Source organism: Clostridium sp. BSD2780061688st1 H5 (assembly GCF_005845155.1).
GTDB lineage: Bacteria > Bacillota > Clostridia > Lachnospirales > Lachnospiraceae > Claveliimonas > Claveliimonas intestinigallinarum.
Map to the genome: position 1 here is coordinate 1 of NZ_SPGT01000019.1, position 20859 is coordinate 20859.

At 53.8% G+C, this 20859-nt stretch carries 16 protein-coding genes and 1 riboswitch; of the genes, 2 read left to right on the forward strand and 14 right to left on the reverse strand.

Annotated features, from left to right (window positions below):
• Positions 1-153: 153 nt before the first annotated feature.
• The 5 genes from FGQ86_RS11795 to FGQ86_RS11815 all read right to left on the reverse strand — a co-directional run bounded on the left by FGQ86_RS11795 (position 154) and on the right by FGQ86_RS11815 (position 6377).
• On the reverse strand, positions 154-1545 hold the full coding sequence (locus FGQ86_RS11795; protein ID WP_033124372.1) for a glycine--tRNA ligase: 1392 nt from the start codon (positions 1543-1545) through the stop codon (positions 154-156).
• A gap of 65 nt (positions 1546-1610) precedes the next feature.
• Complete coding sequence (recO, locus tag FGQ86_RS11800; RefSeq protein WP_138304189.1) at positions 1611-2357, reverse strand: DNA repair protein RecO; 747 nt, start codon at positions 2355-2357, stop codon at positions 1611-1613.
• Entirely contained in the window at positions 2305-2490 is a 186-nt protein-coding gene (locus tag FGQ86_RS11805; protein ID WP_138304191.1) for a hypothetical protein, read from the reverse strand. The genes recO and FGQ86_RS11805 overlap by 53 nt, the downstream gene beginning before the upstream one ends.
• Before the next feature lie 55 nt (positions 2491-2545).
• Entirely contained in the window at positions 2546-3442 is an 897-nt protein-coding gene (era, locus tag FGQ86_RS11810) for a GTPase Era (RefSeq protein WP_138304193.1), read from the reverse strand.
• A 13-nt stretch (positions 3443-3455) separates the two neighbouring features.
• Positions 3456-6377: an insulinase family protein gene (locus FGQ86_RS11815; protein WP_138304195.1), complete on the reverse strand. Its 2922-nt coding sequence runs from the start codon at positions 6375-6377 to the stop codon at positions 3456-3458.
• A gap of 176 nt (positions 6378-6553) precedes the next feature.
• Here FGQ86_RS11815 and FGQ86_RS11820 point away from each other — a divergent pair, with 176 nt between their 5' ends.
• Positions 6554-7090, forward strand: a complete 537-nt coding sequence (locus tag FGQ86_RS11820) for a GNAT family N-acetyltransferase (protein WP_033124375.1) — start codon at positions 6554-6556, stop codon at positions 7088-7090.
• 108 nt (positions 7091-7198) lie between these two features.
• Here FGQ86_RS11820 and FGQ86_RS11825 read toward each other — a convergent pair whose 3' ends face one another.
• From FGQ86_RS11825 to FGQ86_RS11835, 3 genes are read right to left on the reverse strand one after another with little or no spacing between them, the layout of a single operon-like run.
• Complete coding sequence (locus FGQ86_RS11825; RefSeq protein WP_033124376.1) at positions 7199-7759, reverse strand: chorismate mutase; 561 nt, start codon at positions 7757-7759, stop codon at positions 7199-7201.
• A 55-nt stretch (positions 7760-7814) separates the two neighbouring features.
• Entirely contained in the window at positions 7815-9077 is a 1263-nt protein-coding gene (locus tag FGQ86_RS11830; RefSeq protein WP_033124377.1) for an FAD-dependent oxidoreductase, read from the reverse strand.
• Positions 9078-9125: 48 nt separating this feature from the next.
• Entirely contained in the window at positions 9126-10589 is a 1464-nt protein-coding gene (locus FGQ86_RS11835; protein ID WP_033124378.1) for an SLC13 family permease, read from the reverse strand.
• A 157-nt stretch (positions 10590-10746) separates the two neighbouring features.
• On the opposite strand from FGQ86_RS11835, the gene FGQ86_RS11840 reads away from it, so the two are divergent.
• Complete coding sequence (locus FGQ86_RS11840; protein WP_138304197.1) at positions 10747-11634, forward strand: LysR family transcriptional regulator; 888 nt, start codon at positions 10747-10749, stop codon at positions 11632-11634.
• Positions 11635-11703: 69 nt separating this feature from the next.
• On the opposite strand, the gene FGQ86_RS11845 is transcribed toward FGQ86_RS11840, so the two are convergent.
• The 6 genes from FGQ86_RS11845 to rpe form a co-directional block, all read right to left on the reverse strand.
• Positions 11704-13320, reverse strand: a complete 1617-nt coding sequence (locus tag FGQ86_RS11845; protein WP_052083747.1) for a Na+/H+ antiporter NhaC family protein — start codon at positions 13318-13320, stop codon at positions 11704-11706.
• 140 nt (positions 13321-13460) lie between these two features.
• Positions 13461-13634, reverse strand: a riboswitch (Lysine riboswitch).
• 174 nt (positions 13635-13808) lie between these two features.
• Positions 13809-17348: a pyruvate:ferredoxin (flavodoxin) oxidoreductase gene (gene nifJ / locus FGQ86_RS11850; RefSeq protein WP_033124380.1), complete on the reverse strand. Its 3540-nt coding sequence runs from the start codon at positions 17346-17348 to the stop codon at positions 13809-13811.
• Between the two features lie 92 nt (positions 17349-17440).
• Positions 17441-18319: a prolipoprotein diacylglyceryl transferase gene (gene lgt / locus FGQ86_RS11855; RefSeq protein ID WP_033124381.1), complete on the reverse strand. Its 879-nt coding sequence runs from the start codon at positions 18317-18319 to the stop codon at positions 17441-17443.
• 34 nt (positions 18320-18353) lie between these two features.
• Complete coding sequence (gene ychF / locus FGQ86_RS11860; RefSeq protein WP_033124382.1) at positions 18354-19454, reverse strand: redox-regulated ATPase YchF; 1101 nt, start codon at positions 19452-19454, stop codon at positions 18354-18356.
• Between the two features lie 75 nt (positions 19455-19529).
• Positions 19530-20201 (reverse strand): thiamine diphosphokinase, encoded by a 672-nt coding sequence (locus FGQ86_RS11865; RefSeq protein ID WP_033124383.1) that lies wholly within the window; start codon positions 20199-20201, stop codon positions 19530-19532.
• Positions 20194-20856, reverse strand: a complete 663-nt coding sequence (gene rpe / locus FGQ86_RS11870) for a ribulose-phosphate 3-epimerase (RefSeq protein WP_033124384.1) — start codon at positions 20854-20856, stop codon at positions 20194-20196. Before rpe ends, FGQ86_RS11865 begins: the two co-directional genes overlap by 8 nt.
• Positions 20857-20859: the final 3 nt, after the last annotated feature.

Consider the following 20859-nt stretch of genomic DNA (forward strand, 5'->3'; position numbering starts at 1 on the left):
TATGAAAGAGCCTTTTGATAAAAGAAAGGGTGCCCCTTTCCTATAAATTTAAAAATTCATAGTTTTGGGACACCCTCACCTTTGTCTACAGTCTGAAAAGATCGGTTCAAAATTGAACCGATCTTTTTTACTGCATTTTTACCGCTTACGATTTTACCACTCAAACTTCTTCTCGAAATATTTGTCCAGATCCTCGATCTTGATCCTCTCCTGCTCCATGGTATCTCTGTCGCGGACAGTCACTGCCCCGTCCTCCTCGGACTCAAAGTCATAGGTCACGCAGTAGGGAGTTCCGATCTCATCCTGACGGCGGTAGCGCTTTCCGATATTTCCTCTCTCGTCGAACTCACAGTTGTATTTTTTGCAGAGCTGTGTGTAGACCTTGGCAGCGCCCTCACTCAGCTTCTTGGAGAGAGGCAGAACGCCGATCTTCACAGGCGCGATGGCCGGATGGAAATGAAGGACTGTACGCATATCGCCGCCCTCCAGCTCCTCCTCGTCATAGGCGCTGCACAGGAAGGCCAGAACCATGCGGTCCGCTCCCAGTGAGGGCTCAATGACGTAGGGGATGTATTTTTCCTTCTTCTCATCGTCGAAGTAGGTCAGATCCTGCTTGGACACCTCCTGGTGCTGGCTCAGATCGTAGTCTGTTCTGTCCGCGATGCCCCAGAGCTCGCCCCAACCGAAGGGGAAGAGGAATTCCACGTCTGTGGTAGCCCGGCTGTAGAAGCACAGCTCCTCGGGAGAGTGGTCTCTCGCCCGCATCTCTTCTTCCTTAATTCCCAGGGTCTTCAGCCAGTCAAGGCAGTACTTCTTCCAGTACGCATGCCACTCAAGGTCTGTTCCCGGCTCACAGAAGAACTCCAGCTCCATCTGCTCAAATTCTCTTGTTCGGAAAATAAAGTTTCCAGGTGTGATCTCGTTCCTGAAAGACTTTCCAATCTGGCAGATACCAAAGGGGATCTTCTTTCTGGATGTGCGCTGCACATTTTTAAAGTTCACAAAAATGCCCTGAGCTGTCTCCGGCCGCAGGTACACGGTATTCTTTGCGTCCTCTGTCACCCCCTGGAAGGTCTTGAACATGAGATTGAACTCCCGGATCTCCGTGAAATTATGTTTGCCGCAGGATGGGCAGGGAATGTTATGTTCCTCGATAAAGGCCTCCATCTGCTCATGGCTCCAGCCATCAATGGAGGGGCCAATATCAATACCGTTCTCCTGAGCGTAGTCCTCGATCATCTTGTCCGCGCGAAATCTCTCGTGGCACTCCTTACAGTCCATCAGAGGATCGCTGAAGCCGCCCAGATGTCCGGACGCCACCCATGTCTGGGGATTCATCAGGATCGCGCAGTCCACGCCTACATTGTAGGGATTTTCCTGGACAAATTTCTGCCACCAGGCCTTCTTTACATTGTTTTTCAGCTCCACACCAAGATTTCCATAGTCCCATGTATTTGCAAGACCACCGTAAATCTCAGACCCCGGATAGACAAAACCTCTAGATTTTGCAAGGCCTACGATTTTGTCCATTGTCTTCTCAACCATTTTTCTTTCTCTCCTTCATATAGTTCTGGATAATGTCAATATTATAACGTTAAGTACCGCAGTTTTCAAGCCCCGATCATCTGCTCCAGTATATCCAGTGATTTAAAATGCCGATCCACATAGATTTCCATATATCTTTTCATGATCGCCCCCAGCTCCCCCAGCACCTTCTCCGACACCGCAAAGGTATACAGCTTCTCAATGCTGGATGTCTCGATATACTGCATGGCGTAGAGGGTGGAGGGATCCATGGGCAGGCAGTCCACACTGTGGGGCCGGCACCCGTCACAGACAAGTCCCCCCTTAAGAGGACTGAAAAAGCTCCCCTCCGTACTTTTCCGGCAGATCACGCAGTGAAATACGTCCGGCCCCTCGCCGTTTATGGTAATGGCCTTCAGCTCATATATGTACCGGATCAGCCTGTCCGGAATGGACTTTTTTGCCAGAGCCCGCAGAGTCTGATAGAGAAGCTTTAAAAGCTCCGTCTCATCATTTGCCTCCCGGGCATAGTAGTTGGCTATATCCATGAAATAGAACCCGTAGCAGGCGCCCTCCACATCCATCCGCAGCTCGACGAAATAGTTGGAAATAGAGGCGGACACCATGGTGTAGGAGGTCCGCCCCTCATACAGGGAGAAGCTTCCAAAGGAGAAGGGTTCTGTCGCGCCTGACAGGGGATTGTTGGGTCTGCGCGCCCCCCTGGCAAACGCGGCGATCTTCCCCCGCTCCTTTGTCAGCAGCACCACTCTCTTGTCATATTCACCGATAGGAGTGGTCAAAAGGACCATTCCCGTCAACGTAATCTGTTCCAATCTTTTTCTCTCCCATCCCGGCTGCCGGGTCGTCATATTTCTGCATGATCTCCATGCACATCTCCATCCCTTTGTACTCGAGATAGTCCCTGACAGCTCCCGAGCGCATAAACCTGTCCCAGTATTCTTCCATTGCGTCACCTCATCTTCCTGCTGATGAGTTTAGCATCTCCTGTGAACGGTTCCTTTTATTCATCCTCCCGGTATCCAAAATTTTTCATCAGGTATTCGCTGTCTCTCCAGTCCTTCTTCACCTTCACCCAGAGCTTCAGATTTACCTGGCATCCCAGCATTTTTTCGATTTCATACCGGGCCGTGCTGCCGATCTTTTTCAACATATTTCCTTGTTTTCCAATGATTATCCCCTTGTGGCTGTCCCGCTCACAGATAATGGTGGCGTCAATGTGCATGACCTTCCTGTTTTTCTTCATGCTCTCAATGGTCACGGCAATGCCGTGGGGGATTTCCTCATTGAGGCAGTGCAGGGCCTTCTCCCGGATCAGCTCTGCCACAATCTGGCGTTCCGGCTGGTCCGTGATGGTGTCCTCATCGTAAAACTGAGGGCCATAGGGAAGGTATTTCATGATCACCCTCAGAAGCTCGTCTGTGTTCTCTCCGCTCCTGGCCGACACGGGCACGATCTCGGCGAATTCGTAGAGATCCTTGTAGGCGGCGATGGCCGGAAGCACTTCCTCCCGTTTCACCATGTCCACCTTGTTGATCACAAGGATCACCGGCGTATGTACCTTTTGGAGCTGGTCAGCGATGTGCTTCTCACCTGCCCCGATAAATGTGGTGGGCTCCACCAGCCAGAGCACCACGTCCACCTCGTTGAGAGTCCGCTCGGCAATATTGACCATATACTCACCCAGCTTATTCTTGGCCTTATGGATGCCCGGCGTGTCCACGAAGACGATCTGTCCCTCCTCCGTGGTCAGCACGGTCTGTATCCTGTTCCTTGTGGTCTGGGGCTTGTTGGATGTTATGGCGATCTTCTGGCCGATCAAATAGTTCATAAGCGTTGACTTTCCAACGTTTGGCCGGCCTATGAGAGTCGCAAATCCTGATTTAAAATTGTCTGTCATATTAACTCCTTTATTAAAAGCTTGTCACGCTGTCGAACATATCCCTGTTCTCCTCGATCTTCTCCTCGCTTCCGATGACGCAGATCTGGTCTGCCGCCAGCATGGCTTCCACCACACCGGCCAGGGCACGGATATCCTCCTGGGTGGCGTCCAGCACCTGAGCCCGCTCCTGGCGGATCATGTCCGCGCTGACATGGTTCATGTAGAGGTTCATGGACCGGTCGCCTCTGGAAGCCGGGGTCATGGGCTGATCCAGGTTACTGATGGTTCCGATAATGTACTTGTTCATATCCCGGTCGCTAACCGTAAAGCTCTTCAGATAGTCCACAACGCCCTCGTACACGTCCATGGTTCGCTTCAGGTGGGGATCCCGATAGGAGACGAGATACCCCTCCCCGATCCGGTTGAAGTTGCTCATGCAGCCGTAAGCGCCGCCCTTGACGCGGATATTCTGCCACAGATAGTCATAGCTTAAGATCACCTTCAGGATCTGCAGGGCTCCTGTGTAGGACGCGCCGTGGTCAATGAAGTTGCCTGTGCGGGCCACATACTGGACCTTGGAGGCTGTCTTGAAGCCCTCGTTCTTCTTCTGGCAGTGGATCACACAGGGCGTCTCCGGCGCCTCGCCTGCAAAGAGGCCCTCCTTCATCTCCTTTACCAACTCCTCCAGGCCGTCCAGCCCCTCCCGGGAGGCTGTGTAGCTGACCATCATATTGTCTCCCCGGAAGATCTGCCGGCCGAGCGCCTCAAGGGCCCGGGTCAGGTCCTCCTTTCTCTCCTCAAAGTGGTCTGTCAGGTCTGCCACGAACTGATAGAACTCAATGCCACCTGTCATGTCCTTGAATTTCGCCGAAAGCGAAGCGTAGGACAGAGCCCGCAGGGCAGCCGTTGTGTGACCTGATGACTGGAAACGCATGAGCAGGCGGGATTTCAGCATATCAAGGATCTCCCTGATCCGCTTTGTATCTCCCAGCTTTGACCTGGTGAGGATCTCCTTCATCATCCGGAAGGCAAAGGGAAGCTGGCCGTACATGGCTCTGGCCTTGATCTCAAAGGTAGCACGGAAGGCCTTCTCCTCCACCCTCGTCACGTCGTTGTAGAGCTCCAGTGAGGTGCCGATACCGCCGGTGTGACTGTTGATCTCATTGAACAGCTCCCCGTACTCATAGTTCTCTGTGTCGATAATGCCCAGCACGGACTGAAGGATGCCCACATAGCCCAGCATCTCCTCCGGCACGTCCGACAGGTCAAACATCAGGTCCACGTAGCCAATGCCGTTGGTCCATGTCTCGTGGAACACAGCTGGCACATCCGCCAGCGTCATCTCCTCATTGATGATGGGCGCAATATCCCGGGAAATATCTGTCCGCTTCAGCACCGGGATCTTCGCAATGTCCGACTGCCTGTCAGGCTGGGACTGGTAATCCTCCAGTTCCTTTGTCCGCTCCACCATGCGCTCCTTCTCGGCGTCGCTTAAGCTCTCCTTGTAGGCTTCAAGCTTCTCCTCCAGCTCACGGTCCATCCTGGCGGTGCGGCCCCGCTCCGGCTTCACCACAACGATGGCTCCGTGGGTGTTGTCCAGCAGGTATTTCCGGATCAGCTCTTCATAGTAGCCTGTCCCCACCTGCTTTTTCAGGAACTCAAAGGTAGCAAGGGCGTCAATGTGCATAAAGGGCTCATTCTCATCGTAGAGCCAGCTGTCCATCATCTGCAGCCCGTACATAAGTCCCTTTGGATAGCTGCCAAAATCCGCCTCCCTGTAGCGGAATTCATGGTAGTTGATGCCCGCCTCCAGGGCCTTCCTGTCCAGTCCCCTGTCCGCTATGCCGGTCAGCACGTCCTCGATAATGCGGACAAATTCTTCCTTCTGCTCCACGTTGGCATTTTTGGCGATCACAGAGAAGATAGGCTGGTAAATACCGTTGTCGTAGGAGCCCATAATGTCCTTTCCTATCCCGGCATCTGTCAGCGCCTTCTTAAGGGGCGCTCCCGGCGCGGACAAAAGGGCGTAGTCCAGGATCTGGAAGGCCAGATACAGCTCCCGGTCCAGGCTGGTGCCAATAACTTTATTGTAGGAGAGATAAGTGTTGTCCTCCTCCGGCTCATCGCTTGCTATGGAGTAGGGAATCTCCTTTTCAGCCATACTTGTAAAGGGCTTCTGCAGACGGATGGCAGAGTCCACCGGCTCATTTTCATACCGGCACAGGTACTCCTCATCCAGCCAGTTCAGCTTCTCCTCCATGTCCATATCCCCGTAGAGGTAAATGTAGCTGTTGGACGGATGGTAGTATCTCCGGTGAAAATCAAGAAACTGCTCATAGGTCAGCTCCGGGATCACGTCCGGGTCCCCGCCGGACTCATTTGCGTAGGAGGTGTCCGGGAACAGAGTGTTCAGCACCACTCTGTCCAGCACGCCCTCGGGGGAGGAAAAGGCCCCCTTCATCTCATTGTACACGACCCCGTTGTAGGTCAGCTTTCCGTCCTTCTCCTCCAGGTGGTAGCTCCAGCCCTCCTGGCGGAAGATCTCATCGTGCTCGTAAATGTTGGGGTACAGCACGGCATCCATGTACACATGCATTAGGTTCTGGAAATCCCTGTCATTGCAGCTGGCCACCGGATAGACCGTCTTGTCCGGGTAGGTCATGGCATTTAAAAAGGTATTCAGGGAGCCCTTCACCAGTTCCACAAAGGGATCCTTGGCCGGGAAATGCTTTGACCCGCAAAGAACCGAGTGCTCCATAATATGAGGCACTCCGGTGCTGTCTGAGGGGGGCGTTCTAAAGGCGATGCTGAACACCTTGTTGTCGTCGTCATTTTCAATGAGGACCACTCTGGCGCCGCTCTTTTTGTGTCTCAAAAGGTAACCTGTGGATTTGATCCCGTCCAGCTCCTCCCGGCGGATCAGCTCATAGGCTTTGCAGTTGTTTATCTCCATACTATCTATCCCCGTTTCTTTCTTAATCTCTTTTTATCTGAACATATATTATAGCAGTTTTCCCGCAAATAAGAAAGCTAATCATCTCTTTTTACCAGTCTGACAGGATGAAAAAAATCCTGGTATGTGTTATAGTCAATACATACTGCCAAAAAAATGATCGGAGGATACAAAAAATGACCACATTCAGACATTCCACCCCGGAGGATATAGAAGAAATCATGGAGATCATCGAGCGGGCCCGTGCCTTTCTCAGGTCTCAGGGGCTGGACCAGTGGCAGAAGGGCTACCCGGACCAGCAGATCTTCCTCTCCGACACAGCCACAAGCCTTGGCTATGTGCTGGAGGAGGAAGGGCGTATCGCGGCTGTGTGCGCCCTCACCTTCACGGAAGATCCATCCTACGGAAATATTTACGGCGGGCAGTGGCTGACCGAAAATGAAGGCGGCGCAGTCCCCGCCTACGCCGCCATCCACCGCATGGCTGTAAACGCCGCCCTGCGGGGAGAAGGGTACGCGGGCAGGCTCTTTGAAGAGGCCGCCGCCCTGGCCCGGGAGAGGGGTATGGAGAGCATCCGCATCGACACACACGCAGGCAACCTGCCCATGCAGCGGGCCCTGGAGAAATCCGGCTTCTCCCGCTGCGGTACCATCTATCTGAAAGGCGGGGCCGAGGACGGGGATGCGAGGATCGCCTTTGAAAAAATCCTGTAAAATCCTTTACCCATAGCCCCGGAAACATATCCCCGGAACCGCAAAGGGAACCCGGAAGAGCTGCTCGCAGCCCCGCCGGGTTCCCTTTTCCTTTCACACTGCCAGTCGCTATTTTACTGCCAGGATTTTAAAGTCGTCTGCCTCTTTGCCGATCTGGCAGAGCAGACGGCGCATATTGCTCTCCTTCAGATTGCCGTCCAGCGTCATGGTGATCTTCTGGACGCCATCCTCTGTCGCCAGATTCATGCTGTCTATGGTGATCTTGTTCAGCTTTGTCATATTGACAAAGAGATTGAGATCGCTTGTGGCAGAGGGACAGGTAAAGGAGATCTCTACCTGTGTGTGGTCCGCATTCTCGTCCACGCCTGCCGCCTGCGCCGCGCCGTCCACTACCGTGTCCTGCATGGCTGTCAGCTTGCCGTACTGATACCTTCTGCTGACGCTCATGAGATGGCGCAGAAATGTGACATACTCATCATAGACCTCCTGGTCCACGTCTCCGGCTCTCTTCTCGATAATGGAACGCTCTCTCTCCAGGACGAACACATCGCCCCCTGTCTCGGCCTTCACCTCGGCCACCTTTTTGGCACATTCCATTCTCTTTAAAAATAAAGGTTTCATCTGTGTGTCCACAGCGTCAATATCCGCGCGTGCTTCCTCAAGTGTCATAATCCGTCTCCTTCCCTGTCTCTTTTACAAAATTTCCTAATGCCTTACAGCCGTGCTACAGCAGCGCTCCCTGCTTCCTGAGCTCCTCCCGGACAGTGTCTGCTTCCGCCTGTCCCCGGAGCGCCTGGCAAGCCGCCGCGACGCCTGCCGCATGTCCTGTGGCAAAGCAGGTTCCCATAACCCGGACCGCCGCGTGGGCCGTCTGCTCAGAGGACACCATCCTGCCGGCGCCGTAGAGATTGTCCATGCTCTCGCACTGGAGCGCCCCCAAGGGCACGTCAAACCAGCTGCCCTCGGACACCTCGATGTAGGTTCCCATCTTGTTGGCGTCCATGTGGATCTCCGGCTTCCATCCGGCTCTCGCCACACCGTCGGGCCGTTTTCTCCTTCCCAGCACATCCTGTGCGGTGATGATCTCTTTGCCCTTCATCCGCCTCGTCTCACGGAAGCCGATGGCCGGGCCGATGACTGTCAGCTCACAGTTCTCCATGCCGTGGAGATATTTCTTAAAAGCCTCCACATAGTAGAGCACCTGTCTCCTCGTATCCAGCTCCATTCTGGTCAGCTCCTGGCAGTCCAGGCCCGCGGGGATGGTGCTGGGAAGAAGGACTGCCACCTGATCCGAGCCCTCTCTTTTCAGGATAAAGCCCTTCTCCTTTGTCAGGTGGGGAATTCCCTCCTCCTTTGCCCGAATGACCGCCTTCTCAACAGCCTGGGGCGTCAGGTCACAGGAAGTGTCCACGCCGCTCAGCCGGAAGGGAAGAGTGGCCGCCTGCACGTTTCCGTTCTCATCTCCCCAGAGAGTAGGCGCGCCCGCCAGATGAACTACATTGGCATCTCCGGTCGTGTCCACAAAGGCCTTTGCCTCCACCAGAAAGCAGCCCTCATCGTCCACGCACTCAAGGGCTGTCACTGCCCGCCCCTCTGTGCGGACGCCAGTAATCCTCGTGTGGAAAAAACAGGTGACACCTGCCTTCTCCAATACATTGTCCATGGCGCATTTCAGATACTCGGGATGAAAGTTAATATTTTTATTCCCAGTGGCAGACACCACGTAATTCCAGGAGGACTCGCTGAGGGCCTTCATCTCCTTCAGGATCAGCTCCCCCGCCCCCTCCACGACCCGCACAGGGTTTCCCCCGCAGGTGAAAAATCCGCAGAAGGCGGCCACGCCGGAGTGGGTGGCCTCCCCTCCCAGGTAAGGATTTCTCTCGATGAGCAGTGTCTTCGCCCCTGTCATGGCCGCACCGGCGGCAGCGGCCACACCGGCCGTGCCCCCGCCTACCACAACAACATCATACTGATATTTTCTTTCCACGTGTAATTTCTCCTCTCACACAATAGACCAATAAACTGTCATCCGTATCTATGAGATGAACAGAGATCCAAGCGGGTAAGCGATAAAGCTGAGCACCAAGATACCCGCGATAGCAAACAGCGCACCCCATACAAACATGGACTTGGTATCCGTCCATCCGGAACCAATGGCAACCGTGTTGACCGTACTCTGTCCTGCCGGTGTCATGTTGCAGATAGCAGCCGCAAATCCAACCATGCAGACTACAGCTCCCACATTGACAGACCCTGCTGGCAGAGCTGTCAGAACGGACAGGGCAACCGCACTTACTACTGTCGTGGTAACAATGTTGGATGAGAAGTTTGTCTCAATAACAGCCCATGTCATGAAGAACAGGATCAGGCCGATCACCGGGAGATTGGCTGTCAGCGGCTCCAGCGCGCCTGTCAGCCAGGCGCTGATGCCCACATCCTCGTTTGTCAGGCAGGTGCCAAGCTGTGTGGCCGCGGCTGTCATCAGCACGCTGCCCCAGAGCACGCCCTTGCTGACTGTCTCCTTGAAGTTCATGATGCTCTCGCCATCTGCCCGTACAACGAACAGGATGATACATCCGAGAAGCGGAGGCATAGCTGTGGACCAGCTGTTGACTGTGGCATAGAAGTCAGGCAGCACGTTCTGCACAAGGCTGGGAGCTACCCAGAGGAATACAGTGAGGGCCATAACGCCCAGGATCACCTTCTCCTTGAAGTCCGCTGCCGGAACTGTGCCGCGAAGGCTCATGGCCCTCTCAGGCTGGATGTCCTTTATATCGTCCGGACGGTAGATAAATTTGAAGATCAGGATCAGGATCACGATCAGGATGATACCCGTGGGGATACCCATAGCCATGTACTGGAACTGGTTTACGTCATTTCCTGTAGCTGCTGTGTAGTATCCGATAGCCATTGTGGGCCACACATGTCCGATGGCTGTCATACCGGAGGAAAGGCTGATACAGAAGGCGGAACCCATCATGATCATATTTCCTGCCTTGCCGCCCTTCTTCAGGCCGAGAACCTGGTAGATATCCTCCAGGAAGGGCATGAAGGCCACGAACAGTACGGACGGGGAAATGAAAAGTCCCATGAATGTCACGGCCGCAAGCAGGAAGCACACAAAATACCAGGGGCCTTTCCTTGCGATCCTGTTTGTGATAAAATAGATGGTACAGCGCCGCACAAAGTTTGTCTTTGACAGCGGGTATACCAGCATGAAGGTAAACAGCAGGAAGGCCACGGTGGTATTTCCGAAGGCTCCCGCAAAGGTGCTTGAAAATCCGAATAACGGAAGTAGACCAAGGGCCAGCAGAGTGATCATACTCGGCCAGTCAATGGAAATCGTGATCCACATGATCAGTGAACCGAAGAATACGCCCAGCACAGCCCACGCGTCCTTGGAAAGTCCGCCCATCGCCGGCATGAACCGGGAGCCGATGATAACTACGAGGGCAAGTACCAGAAATGCTGTGTCTTTTACACTTTTCTTGTTTTGCATTTTCTTTCTCCTCTCATTCCTTTTGCTTTATTACTTTGATGTGTTAAATCGCTCTATCATTATATACAATTTAATGCTATTTGTAAAGAAATAATATGTTATAATGTCTATAGGTTTTTCTTATATCATCTATCATTTATAGCAGGAGGTCATCCATATGCAGATCCAACAGATGCGCTACGTTCTGGCCGCAGCGGAGAAAAAGAGTTTCTCAGCCGCAGCCAAGGCCCTTTTCCTTTCCCAGCCCTCTCTTTCCCAGCAGATCCTCCACCTGGAAAAGGAGCTTGGCGTTCCCCTCTTTGTACGCCACTCCAAGTCCGTCACCCTGACCGAGGCCGGTGAGCAGTTCGTCTCCTCAGCCCGCAGAATTCTCAATGAAGTGGACCAGCTCTCGGAAAACATGAAAAAGTACAGCGTTCTGGAGGCGGGAACGCTCCGCGTAGGTATGCTCTGGATCGCAGGGTATCTGCGGCTGCCAAGGGTCATCACGGACTATCACCGCCTCTTCCCGGGGATCCGGTACCAGCTCCACGTGGAGGGAAGCAACACCCTGCTTGCCATGCTGGACTCCCGGCAGATCAACGCCGCCTTTGTCATCGGATCAGACACCCTCTCCGCCCGGGAGGAGTACGACTGCCACAAGCTCATGGACGACTATTACGTGGCCGTCATGTCCAGAGAGCATCCTCTTGCCGGAAGACCGCTGCTGTCCATCAGCGATCTGGACGGCAAAGACATCCTGATGCCGGCAAAGGAGTCCTCCTTCCGCAGGGACATTGAGCAGGTGTTTTCCGACCACCACATCGCACCTAACGTCATCTGCGAGACAAGCCAGTCCGATATTGTCATGCAGCTGGCCTCCCAGAACCTGGCAGTGGGCTTTTCCTCCCGCTCCATCGCGGAGAAGTTGCTGATGCCGGAGTGCTGTATCGTGCCGCTGGAGGTAAGGCTGTCCCGCCCGATCTACTATGTGACCCTGCGGGAGCTGATGGACGTTCCCGCCGTCAGGTCCTTCACGGAATTTGTCCGCACATACCATTTTTAAAGCGGCAGAGCCTCGCAAAAAGAGACAGGCGTGTCCGGCACGGACACGCCTGTCTCTTTCTATTTTTCTCTACTCTTCTTTTCCATATATGTTCCTGAGCACCAGCAGCACCCCAAGGGTGATCACAATACCCACAGGCAGCGCGATCCACGCCGTCTGGACAAATCCCGCCACAATATATACCACAAAGGATATGGCCGCCACAGTGATGGCGTAGGGAAGCTGAGTCGTCACGTGGTTCACGTGGTTGCACTGAGCTCCCGCCGAGGACATGATGGTTGTGTCCGAGATGGGCGAGCAGTGGTCGCCGCACACAGCCCCTGCCATGCAGGCGGAGATGGAGATGATCATCATCGTCTCATTCTGTCCCTGGAATACCGCCACCACAATGGGGATCAGGATACCGAAGGTTCCCCAGGAGGTCCCTGTGGCAAAGGCCAGACAGCATCCCACCAGGAAGACAATGGCAGGCAGGAAGTTCATCAGGCTGCTGGCGCTGGACTGTACCAGATCAGCCACAAACACATCCGCCCCCAGGCTGTCCGTCATGGCCTTCAGTGTCCAGGCAAAGGTGAGGATCAGGATAGCCGGCACCATGGCCTTAAAGCCGTCCGGAATACAGCTCATGCACTCACTGAATTTGGTGACACGGCGGATAAGATAGAAAACAATGGTGATCACGTAGGCGCAGAAGCTGCCCAGCACCAGTCCCACAGAGGCATCGCTCTGGGAGAAGGAGGTGACAAAATCTGTCCCCGAGAAAAATCCTCCCGTGTAGATCATGCCGATGATACAGCAGATGATCAGCACAATAATGGGAAACACAAGGTCAATCACCTTCCCTTTTCCTGTCACAACCTCTTTTTCCGCATCCGCGTAGGGGCGGTCCGGCGTCGTGTAGATATCGCCCTTGATAGCGTTCAGCTCATGGGTGCGCATGGGGCCGTAATCCACCTTCAGCACCGCGATGCCAATCATCATGACGATGGTCAGCAGGGCGTAGAAATTGTAGGGGATGGCCCGGATAAAAACGGAGAACCCGTCCTCTCCGGGAACAAAACCGGTCACAGCCGCGGCCCAGGAGGAGATGGGGGCGATGATGCACACGGGGGCTGCCGTGGCGTCGATCAGGTAGGACAGCTTGGCCCTGGAGATGTTGTGCTTGTCTGTCACAGGACGCATAACGCTCCCCACTGTCAGGCAGTTAAAATAGTCGTCGATAAAGATCAGCACGCCCAGAAGGATGGTGGCAAGCTGGGCCCCTGTCCTCGTCTTGATGTGTTCCTTCGCCCACTCGCCGAAGGCGGCAGAGCCTCCCACCTTGTTCATCATGCAGACCATGATGCCAAGGATGACAAGGAACACGATAATCCCCACATTGTAGCTGTCGGAGAGCACAGAGATGATGCCTCCCTGGAAAACGTGAGTGATGGTTCCCTCAAAGGTAAATCCCGAGTAAAAAATGCCGCCGATCAGAATTCCGATAAACAGGGAGCTGTACACCTCCTTGGTGATCAGGGCCAGCACGATGGCCACAAGGGGCGGCAGGAGCGACCAGGGTGTGGCAAACATCCGGGGGACGTACTCTGTCTCCTCCCCAGCCGCAAAGCACAGGAGCGGACTGCAGGCCACAAAGAGCATGACAGCAGAGAGCGTCCACAAAACTTTTCTCTTTACATTCCTCATAAGTACCTTCCTCTCTTATACAAAGATAAATAGTAAAAGCCATGAACAAGCGCCGGGCGCACTCATTCATGGCATGTCATTCTCAAACGGTATACACTGCCTCTCCCTCCGGCCGGCAGTGTCATCCCCTCCTCATTCAACACTATGATAGCGCTCCACAGTTGTGACAGTCCACAGGATATTCTCACTGTGTCCCAGGGTACAGCTCCGGGTTCGTCTGTTCCCTTCGGCGGTCTTCCCTTTCCTCTGCGCGGCAGTCCTCCCGGGGACTGTGGCCGCGCGGTACTGATGAACACCGCGCCTCTATCCAGTCTTACTTATTCATATATACATTTCTATCATCTTTGGGTACGAAAGTCAACCGTTATTTATATATCAATATCCTCTGTCCGACGGTACCTCTCATAATAACAGGAGATCCCGCAGGCACATATGCACCTGCGGGATCTCTCTTATATCTTCCGGACTTCCTCTGTCCTGAAAATCTTTTATTCCTCTGTTCCGTAGAGAGTTACGAGCTTCTTCAGATAGTTGTATCTGTCTTTTGCCTCCTGCTCGTTCTTTGCGAACAGAACCTTTGCCTTCTCCGGGTTGGATCTTACAAGTGAATTGTAACGAACCTCGCCGTTCAGGAACTCCTGATAGCCATCCATCTTAGGCTCTTTGCTGTCCAGAGTAAACTTCGCGCCCTCTGCTGCCGGGTTGAACCGGAAGTTGTTCCAGTATCCGCACTCTACAGCCAGCGCTTCTTCCGTCTGAGCCTTGCTCATACCCTTCTTGATACCGTGGTTGATACACGGAGCGTATGCGATGATGAGTGACGGTCCCGGATATGCCTCAGCCTCGGAGATTGCCTTTACAGTCTGGTTGTAATCAGCACCCATAGCGATCTGAGCGACATATACGTAGCCGTAGCTCATTGCGATGCCGGCCAGGTCTTTCTTCTTTGTCTCTTTTCCGCCTGCAGCGAACTGAGCAACCGCACCGGTCTTTGTAGCCTTGGAGGACTGTCCGCCTGTGTTGGAGTAAACCTCAGTATCGAATACCATTACGTTGATGTCCTTGCCGCTTGCAAGCACGTGGTCAACGCCGCCAAATCCGATATCGTAAGCCCATCCGTCACCACCAAATACCCACTGGGATTTCTTGGCCAGGAAGTCCTTGTTGTTTACGATGTCCTTGCAAACCTCGCAGTCGCATCCTTCCAGAGCTTTTACAAGGTTGTCCGTAGCCGTTCCGTTTGTAGCGCCGCAGCTGTATGTGTCAAGCCACTCTTTGCAAGCAGCCTTCACTTCCTCAGAAGCCTTGTCAGACTCCATCACAGACTCAACCTTTGTCTTCAGGCCTGCTCTGATGGTGTTCTGAGCCAGCAGCATACCATAGCCGAACTCTGCGTTGTCCTCAAACAGAGAGTTGTCCCATGCCGGTCCCTTGCCCTCCGGTGTTACCGTGTAAGGTGTGGACGGTGAGGAGTTACCCCAGATAGAGGAGCATCCTGTAGCGTTGGCAATGTACATTCTGTCGCCAAACAGCTGTGTGATCAGTTTTGCGTAAGGTGTCTCGCCACATCCTGCACATGCGCCTGAGAACTCAAGCAGCGGCTGTTTGAACTGAGAACCTTTCACTGTATTTTCTTTGAATTTTGCAACTACTTCCGGTTTTACAGGAATCTCTCTTCCGAAGTCGAAGTATACCTGCTCGCCTGCGTTCTCCTCCATATTGCCCATAACGAGAGCCTTCTCGCCCTTCTTGCCCGGGCATACATTCGCACAGGAACCGCATCCTGTACAGTCATATGCGGAAACTGTCATTGTGAACTTCATGCCAGGCATACCGATCATATCCAGAGTCTTCAGTCCCTCCGGAGCCTTTGCAGCCTCTTCCTCTGTCAGGGCTACAGGACGGATAACTGCGTGCGGACATACATAGGCACAGCGGTTACACTGGATACAGTTGTCCGGATTCCAGATCGGGATATCTACCGCGATACCGCGCTTCTCGTATGCGGATGTACCGGACGGAGTGGAGCCGTCTACGTAATCCTTGAAAGCGGATACAGGCAGAGTGTTTCCTTCCTGAGCGTTTACCTTGGACTGGATATTCTTAACGAAGTCAACAACATCCTCTCTTCCGCCTTTGACCTCAGGTGAGAATAATCCCTCATCCTGGCAGTCTTTCCAGCTCTCGGGAACTGTCACTTCATGAACCTGTTTTGCTCCTGCATCGATGGCGTCGTAGTTCATCTGTACGATCTTGTCACCTTTTCTTCCGTAGGTAGCCTTTGCAGCGGCCTTCATCAGGTCGATGGCTTCCTCCTCCGGAATGATAGCTGCCAGCTTGAAGAATGCAGACTGAAGCACTGTGTTGATACGTCCGCCAAGTCCGATCTCCTTACCGATCTTGATACCGTCGATTGTATAGAATTTGATATTGTGGTTTGCGATAAATGCCTTTACCTGTCCCGGAAGGTGTTTCTCCAGTCCTTCCATATCCCACGGGCAGTTCAGAAGGAATGTTCCTCCGTCTACCAGCTCCTGTACCATGTTGTACTTGTTGATGTAGGACGGGTTGTGGCAGGCAACAAAGTTAGCCTTCTTGATCAGATATGTGGATTTGATCGGCTTCTTACCAAAGCGAAGGTGGGACATTGTCACACCGCCGGACTTCTTGGAGTCATAGTCAAAGTAAGCCTGTGCGTACATATCTGTGTTGTCGCCGATGATCTTGATGGAGTTCTTGTTTGCTCCTACAGTACCGTCAGCTCCAAGTCCCCAGAATTTACAGTTGATGGTTCCTTCCGGAGTTGTAACAAGCTGCTCGCCCTCCTCGAGGGAAAGTCCTGTCACGTCATCTACGATACCGATGGTGAATTTCTCTTTCTCTGTGTTATTGTATACAGCAACGATCTGAGCAGGTGTTGTGTCCTTGGAGCCTAATCCGTAGCGTCCGGAAAGGATCGGAACAGCGTCGAATTTTGTTCCCTTTAAGGCAGCTACAACATCCAGCCACAGAGGCTCACCGAGAGCTCCAGGCTCTTTTGTCCTGTCTAATACGGAAATTGTCTTAACTGTGTCAGGAATTGCGTCGATCAGTGCCTGTGCGCTGAACGGTCTGTACAGACGAACCTTTACAAGTCCGACCTTCTGTCCTGCTGCAAGGAGGTAGTCAACAGTCTCCTCGATGGTATCACATACGGATCCCATAGCGATGATAACCTTCTCTGCGTCCTCTGCTCCGTAGTAGTTGAACAGCTTGTAGTCTGTACCGATCTTGGCGTTAACCTTGTCCATGTACTCCTGAACGATAGCCGGCATAGCTGTGTAGTAGGGGTTGCTTGCCTCTCTTGCCTGGAAGAAGATATCCGGGTTCTGAGCGGAACCTCTCTGGCACGGATGGTTCGGGTTCAGGGCATGCTTTCTGAACGCGTCGATGGCATCCATGTCTACCAGGTCCTTCAGATCCTCGTAATCCCATGTCTCGATCTTCTGGATCTCGTGAGATGTACGGAAACCATCAAAGAAGTTGATGAAAGGAATACGTCCCTTGATCGCTGCACAATGTGCAACCGGTGTCAGGTCCATAACCTCCTGCACGCTGGACTCGCAGAGCATTGCGCATCCGGTCTGACGACAGGCATAAACGTCTGAATGATCACCGAAGATAGAAAGCGCATGGCTTGCAACTGCACGCGCGGATACGTTGAACACGCCCGGGAGCTGCTCACCGGCAATTTTGTAAAGGTTGGGGATCATAAGAAGCAGACCCTGGGAAGCTGTGTATGTTGTAGTCAGGGCACCTGCTGCCAGAGATCCGTGAACGGCACCTGCTGCGCCGGCCTCTGACTGCATCTCTGTCACCTGTACTTCCTGTCCAAAGATGTTCTTTCTTCCCTGTGTTGCCCACTCGTCTGTGGCTTCTGCCATAACGGATGAAGGCGTGATCGGGTAAATAGCCGCAACATCTGTATACGCATATGACGCGTGAGCTGCTGCATGATTACCATCCATGGTCTTCATTTTTCTTGCCATTTTCTTGTTCCTCCTTAGATTTTTGAAAAATAATAATTTAATTTTTCACATATATTAATATTATAGCCCGTGCCATTTTAAAAGTCCAGATTTTACTCTGTTTTCTTTTGTTTCTTTTTCGGTACAAGCCCCTTTCTCCCGCACACGATCCAGATCACGGACACCACCACCAGCACGCCTGCCAGCACCTGGGACACCGGGATTTCCGTGCCCGGGATCCACAGCTGGTCCGTCCGCAGGCCCTCAATCCAGAACCGGCCCGCGCCGTAGCCCGCCAGGTACAGAAGGAAAACCTCCCCCTCGAACTTCTTGTGGGTTCTGTAGAGGAGCAGGAGCACCAGCACCATGAGGCACCAGAGGGACTCGTAGAGAAAGGTGGGATGGACCTGGATGTAAGACACCCCGTCCACCACGTCGATGTGCTCCCGGATCTTCTCCGTCACGTCCGAGCTGCGCACCGCGTCCAGAGGCAGCCGCATGGCCAGAAGCCCATTGGTGTAGTCCCCGAAGGCCTCCCGGTTAAAGAAGTTGCCCCATCTGCCGATCATCTGCCCTGTCACAAGTCCCAGCACCGCCGTATCCAGCAGTCGGGTCACAGGCAGCTTTTTCACCCTCGCCACCACAAACACAGTGATCACCGCCGCTATGACGCCGCCGTAGATGGCCAGTCCCCCGTGGCGGGTGTTGAAGATCTCCAGCAGGTTGTCCTTGTACATATCCCAGGCAAAGACAACGTAGTAGATCCTGGCCCCGATAATACCGAATATGATGGCAAAGATGGCCAGGTCCAGGTAGTCCTCCTGGTTCTGGCCTGTTCTTTTCGCCTCCATCATGGCCATGCCAATGCCCGCCAGCATGCCGATGCCGATGACAATGCCGTAGTAGGCGATGTCAAACCCAAACACAGTCAGGGTCTTGCCCACATTTTCCAGATGGATGCCGATATTTGGGAATTCAATTGAAGTATGCATGACTTGTCCTGTCCTTTCCCGTCTCTTTTTCTGTCTATACGTTGAAGCGGAACAGCATGATGTCTCCGTCCTGCACCACGTAGTCCTTTCCCTCCAGGCGGATCAGCCCTTTCTCTTTCGCCGCATTGTGGGAGCCGCAGGCGATCAGGTCGTCGTAGGACACCACCTCGGCCCGGATAAATCCTCTTTCAAAGTCTGAGTGGATCTTTCCCGCCGCCTGGGGCGCCTTTGTTCCCTTTTTGATCGTCCATGCCCGCACCTCCGGCTCGCCTGCCGTCAGGTAGCTGATCAGTCCCAGGAGACGGTAGCTGGCCTTGATGAGCTTCTCAAGACCGGACTCGGAAAGCCCCAGATCCTCCAGGAACATCTTCTTCTCATCATCGTCCAGCTCCGCGATCTCCTGCTCGATCTGAGCGCATACGACAAACACCTCAAAGCCCTCCTTCGCCGCGTACTCCCGGACCGCCTGCACACCGGGGTTGGAAGCGCCGTCATCGGCCAGGTCGTCCTCCGCCACGTTGGCGGCAAAAATCACCGGCTTCCCGGTGAGAAGATTGTAGCTCTCCAGCCACGCCTGCTCCTCCTCGTCCTCGGCCCCGTCAAAGCTCTTGGCCAGCCTGCCCTCCTCCAGATGGGCCTTGATCTTCTCCAGAAGCTTCAGCTCCTTGGCCGCTGTCTTGTCATTTCTGGCCACCTTTGTGGTCTTGGCGATGCGCCGCTCCAGGATCTCCAGATCCGAGAAGATGAGCTCCAGGTTGATGGTCTCGATATCCCGCATGGGGTTGATGCTGCCGTCCACGTGGACAATGTTGCTGTCCTCAAAGCACCGCACCACATGAACGATGGCGTCCACCTCCCGGATGTTGGCCAGGAACTGGTTTCCGAGGCCCTCTCCCTTTGAGGCTCCTTTGACAAGCCCCGCGATATCTACAAATTCAATGGCTGCCGGGATGATCTTCTTTGTGTGGTACATCTCTCCCAGCACGTTCAGGCGCTCGTCCGGCACGGTCACCACGCCCACGTTGGGGTCGATGGTGCAGAAGGGGTAGTTTGCCGACTCCGCCCCTGCCTTTGTCAGTGAATTAAAAAGTGTGCTCTTGCCCACGTTGGGCAGGCCTACGATTCCTAATTTCATTTTATCCTCTACCTGTTCAAAAGCCCCTTCTCTCTGAGGGCTTCTGCCTTTCGTTATATTTACTGTGCGCTTTCTTTACTTCTGTTTTTCCTCTCTGTCCCGGGTCTCCATCAGGATGACGATCCCGCTGACGAAATCAATGACCACCTCGTCCTCCTCGATCTGATTGCTGACGCACAGGCTGTCGTAGGGGGTCAGAGTATGCTCTGTGAGGGGATATTTCGCTCCCCGGATGTTAAAGCCATAAACCACCTCGCCCAGAGGGAACACAGAAAAATAGTCCCCGAAGGCCTCCTCTTTTTTCAGATGGGTCTCCCCTCCGATGAGGCGGATACGGTTCTGCGGATCCAGGATCACCGCGTCCACCCCCGCCTTGAAGGGGATAGTCAGTGTCTGTATGTTCGCCCACAGGTGATCCACCCTGCTCCCGGTAGCGCCCAGGATCACCATCTCGTGGCACCCCAGGGTGATGGCAAGCCGAACCGCGATCTCTGTGTCCGAGGCATCCTTTACCGGATTGAACTCCCGCACGGAGACATGAGTCTCATTCTTATAGTAGTCTACGATCTCGTGGGACAGGCTGTCAAAGTCGCCCACGATATAGCTGGGCCGGATTTTGTGATGATACAGAAATTCCACCCCTTTGTCCACGCCGATAATGCATGGATCTTCGCACTCCCTGATGGTCTTTTCTATCAGCTCCTCATACAGAGTTCCCCCGCTGATGATCACTGCTCTCTTACTCATAGCTCTTAAGTATCTCCATGAAATTCTTTGTATTTTCTGCCGCACTGCCGTTAAAGACAGCAGAGCCGGCGACGATCACATTCGCCCCTGCATCCAGCACCTCACGGACGTTGGTCAGATACACGCCGCCGTCCACCTGGATATTCAGATCCATCCCTCTTTCCCGGGCCATCGCCCGCACAGTCCGGATCTTGTCCAGAGACTCAGGGATGAACTTCTGTCCGCCGAACCCGGGATGCACACACATGATGAGGATCATCTCCACATCGTCCAGGTATCTGTCCACCTCTTCCGCCGGCGTCTCCGGGCAGATGGAGAGCCCCGCCTTCATGCCGCACGCATGGATCTTATCCAGGGCTGCCTTCACGTCCGGGCAGGCTTCCAGGTGAACGGTCACGCCGTCCGCCCCCGCCTCCTGAAAGGCCTCCACATAGCGGATCGGATCCTGCACCATGAGGTGGGCGTCCATGAACTGCCCTGTGGCGTGGCGGATGGATTTCAGCACAGGCATGCCAAAAGAGATACTGGGGACAAACATGCCGTCCATGACGTCAAAATGGAGCCAGGCGGCGCCATTTTCCTCCGTCCTCCTGATCTCCTCTCCCAGCTCTGTGAAATCTGCCGCCAGAATAGACGGCGCCAAAATGTAATCCATATA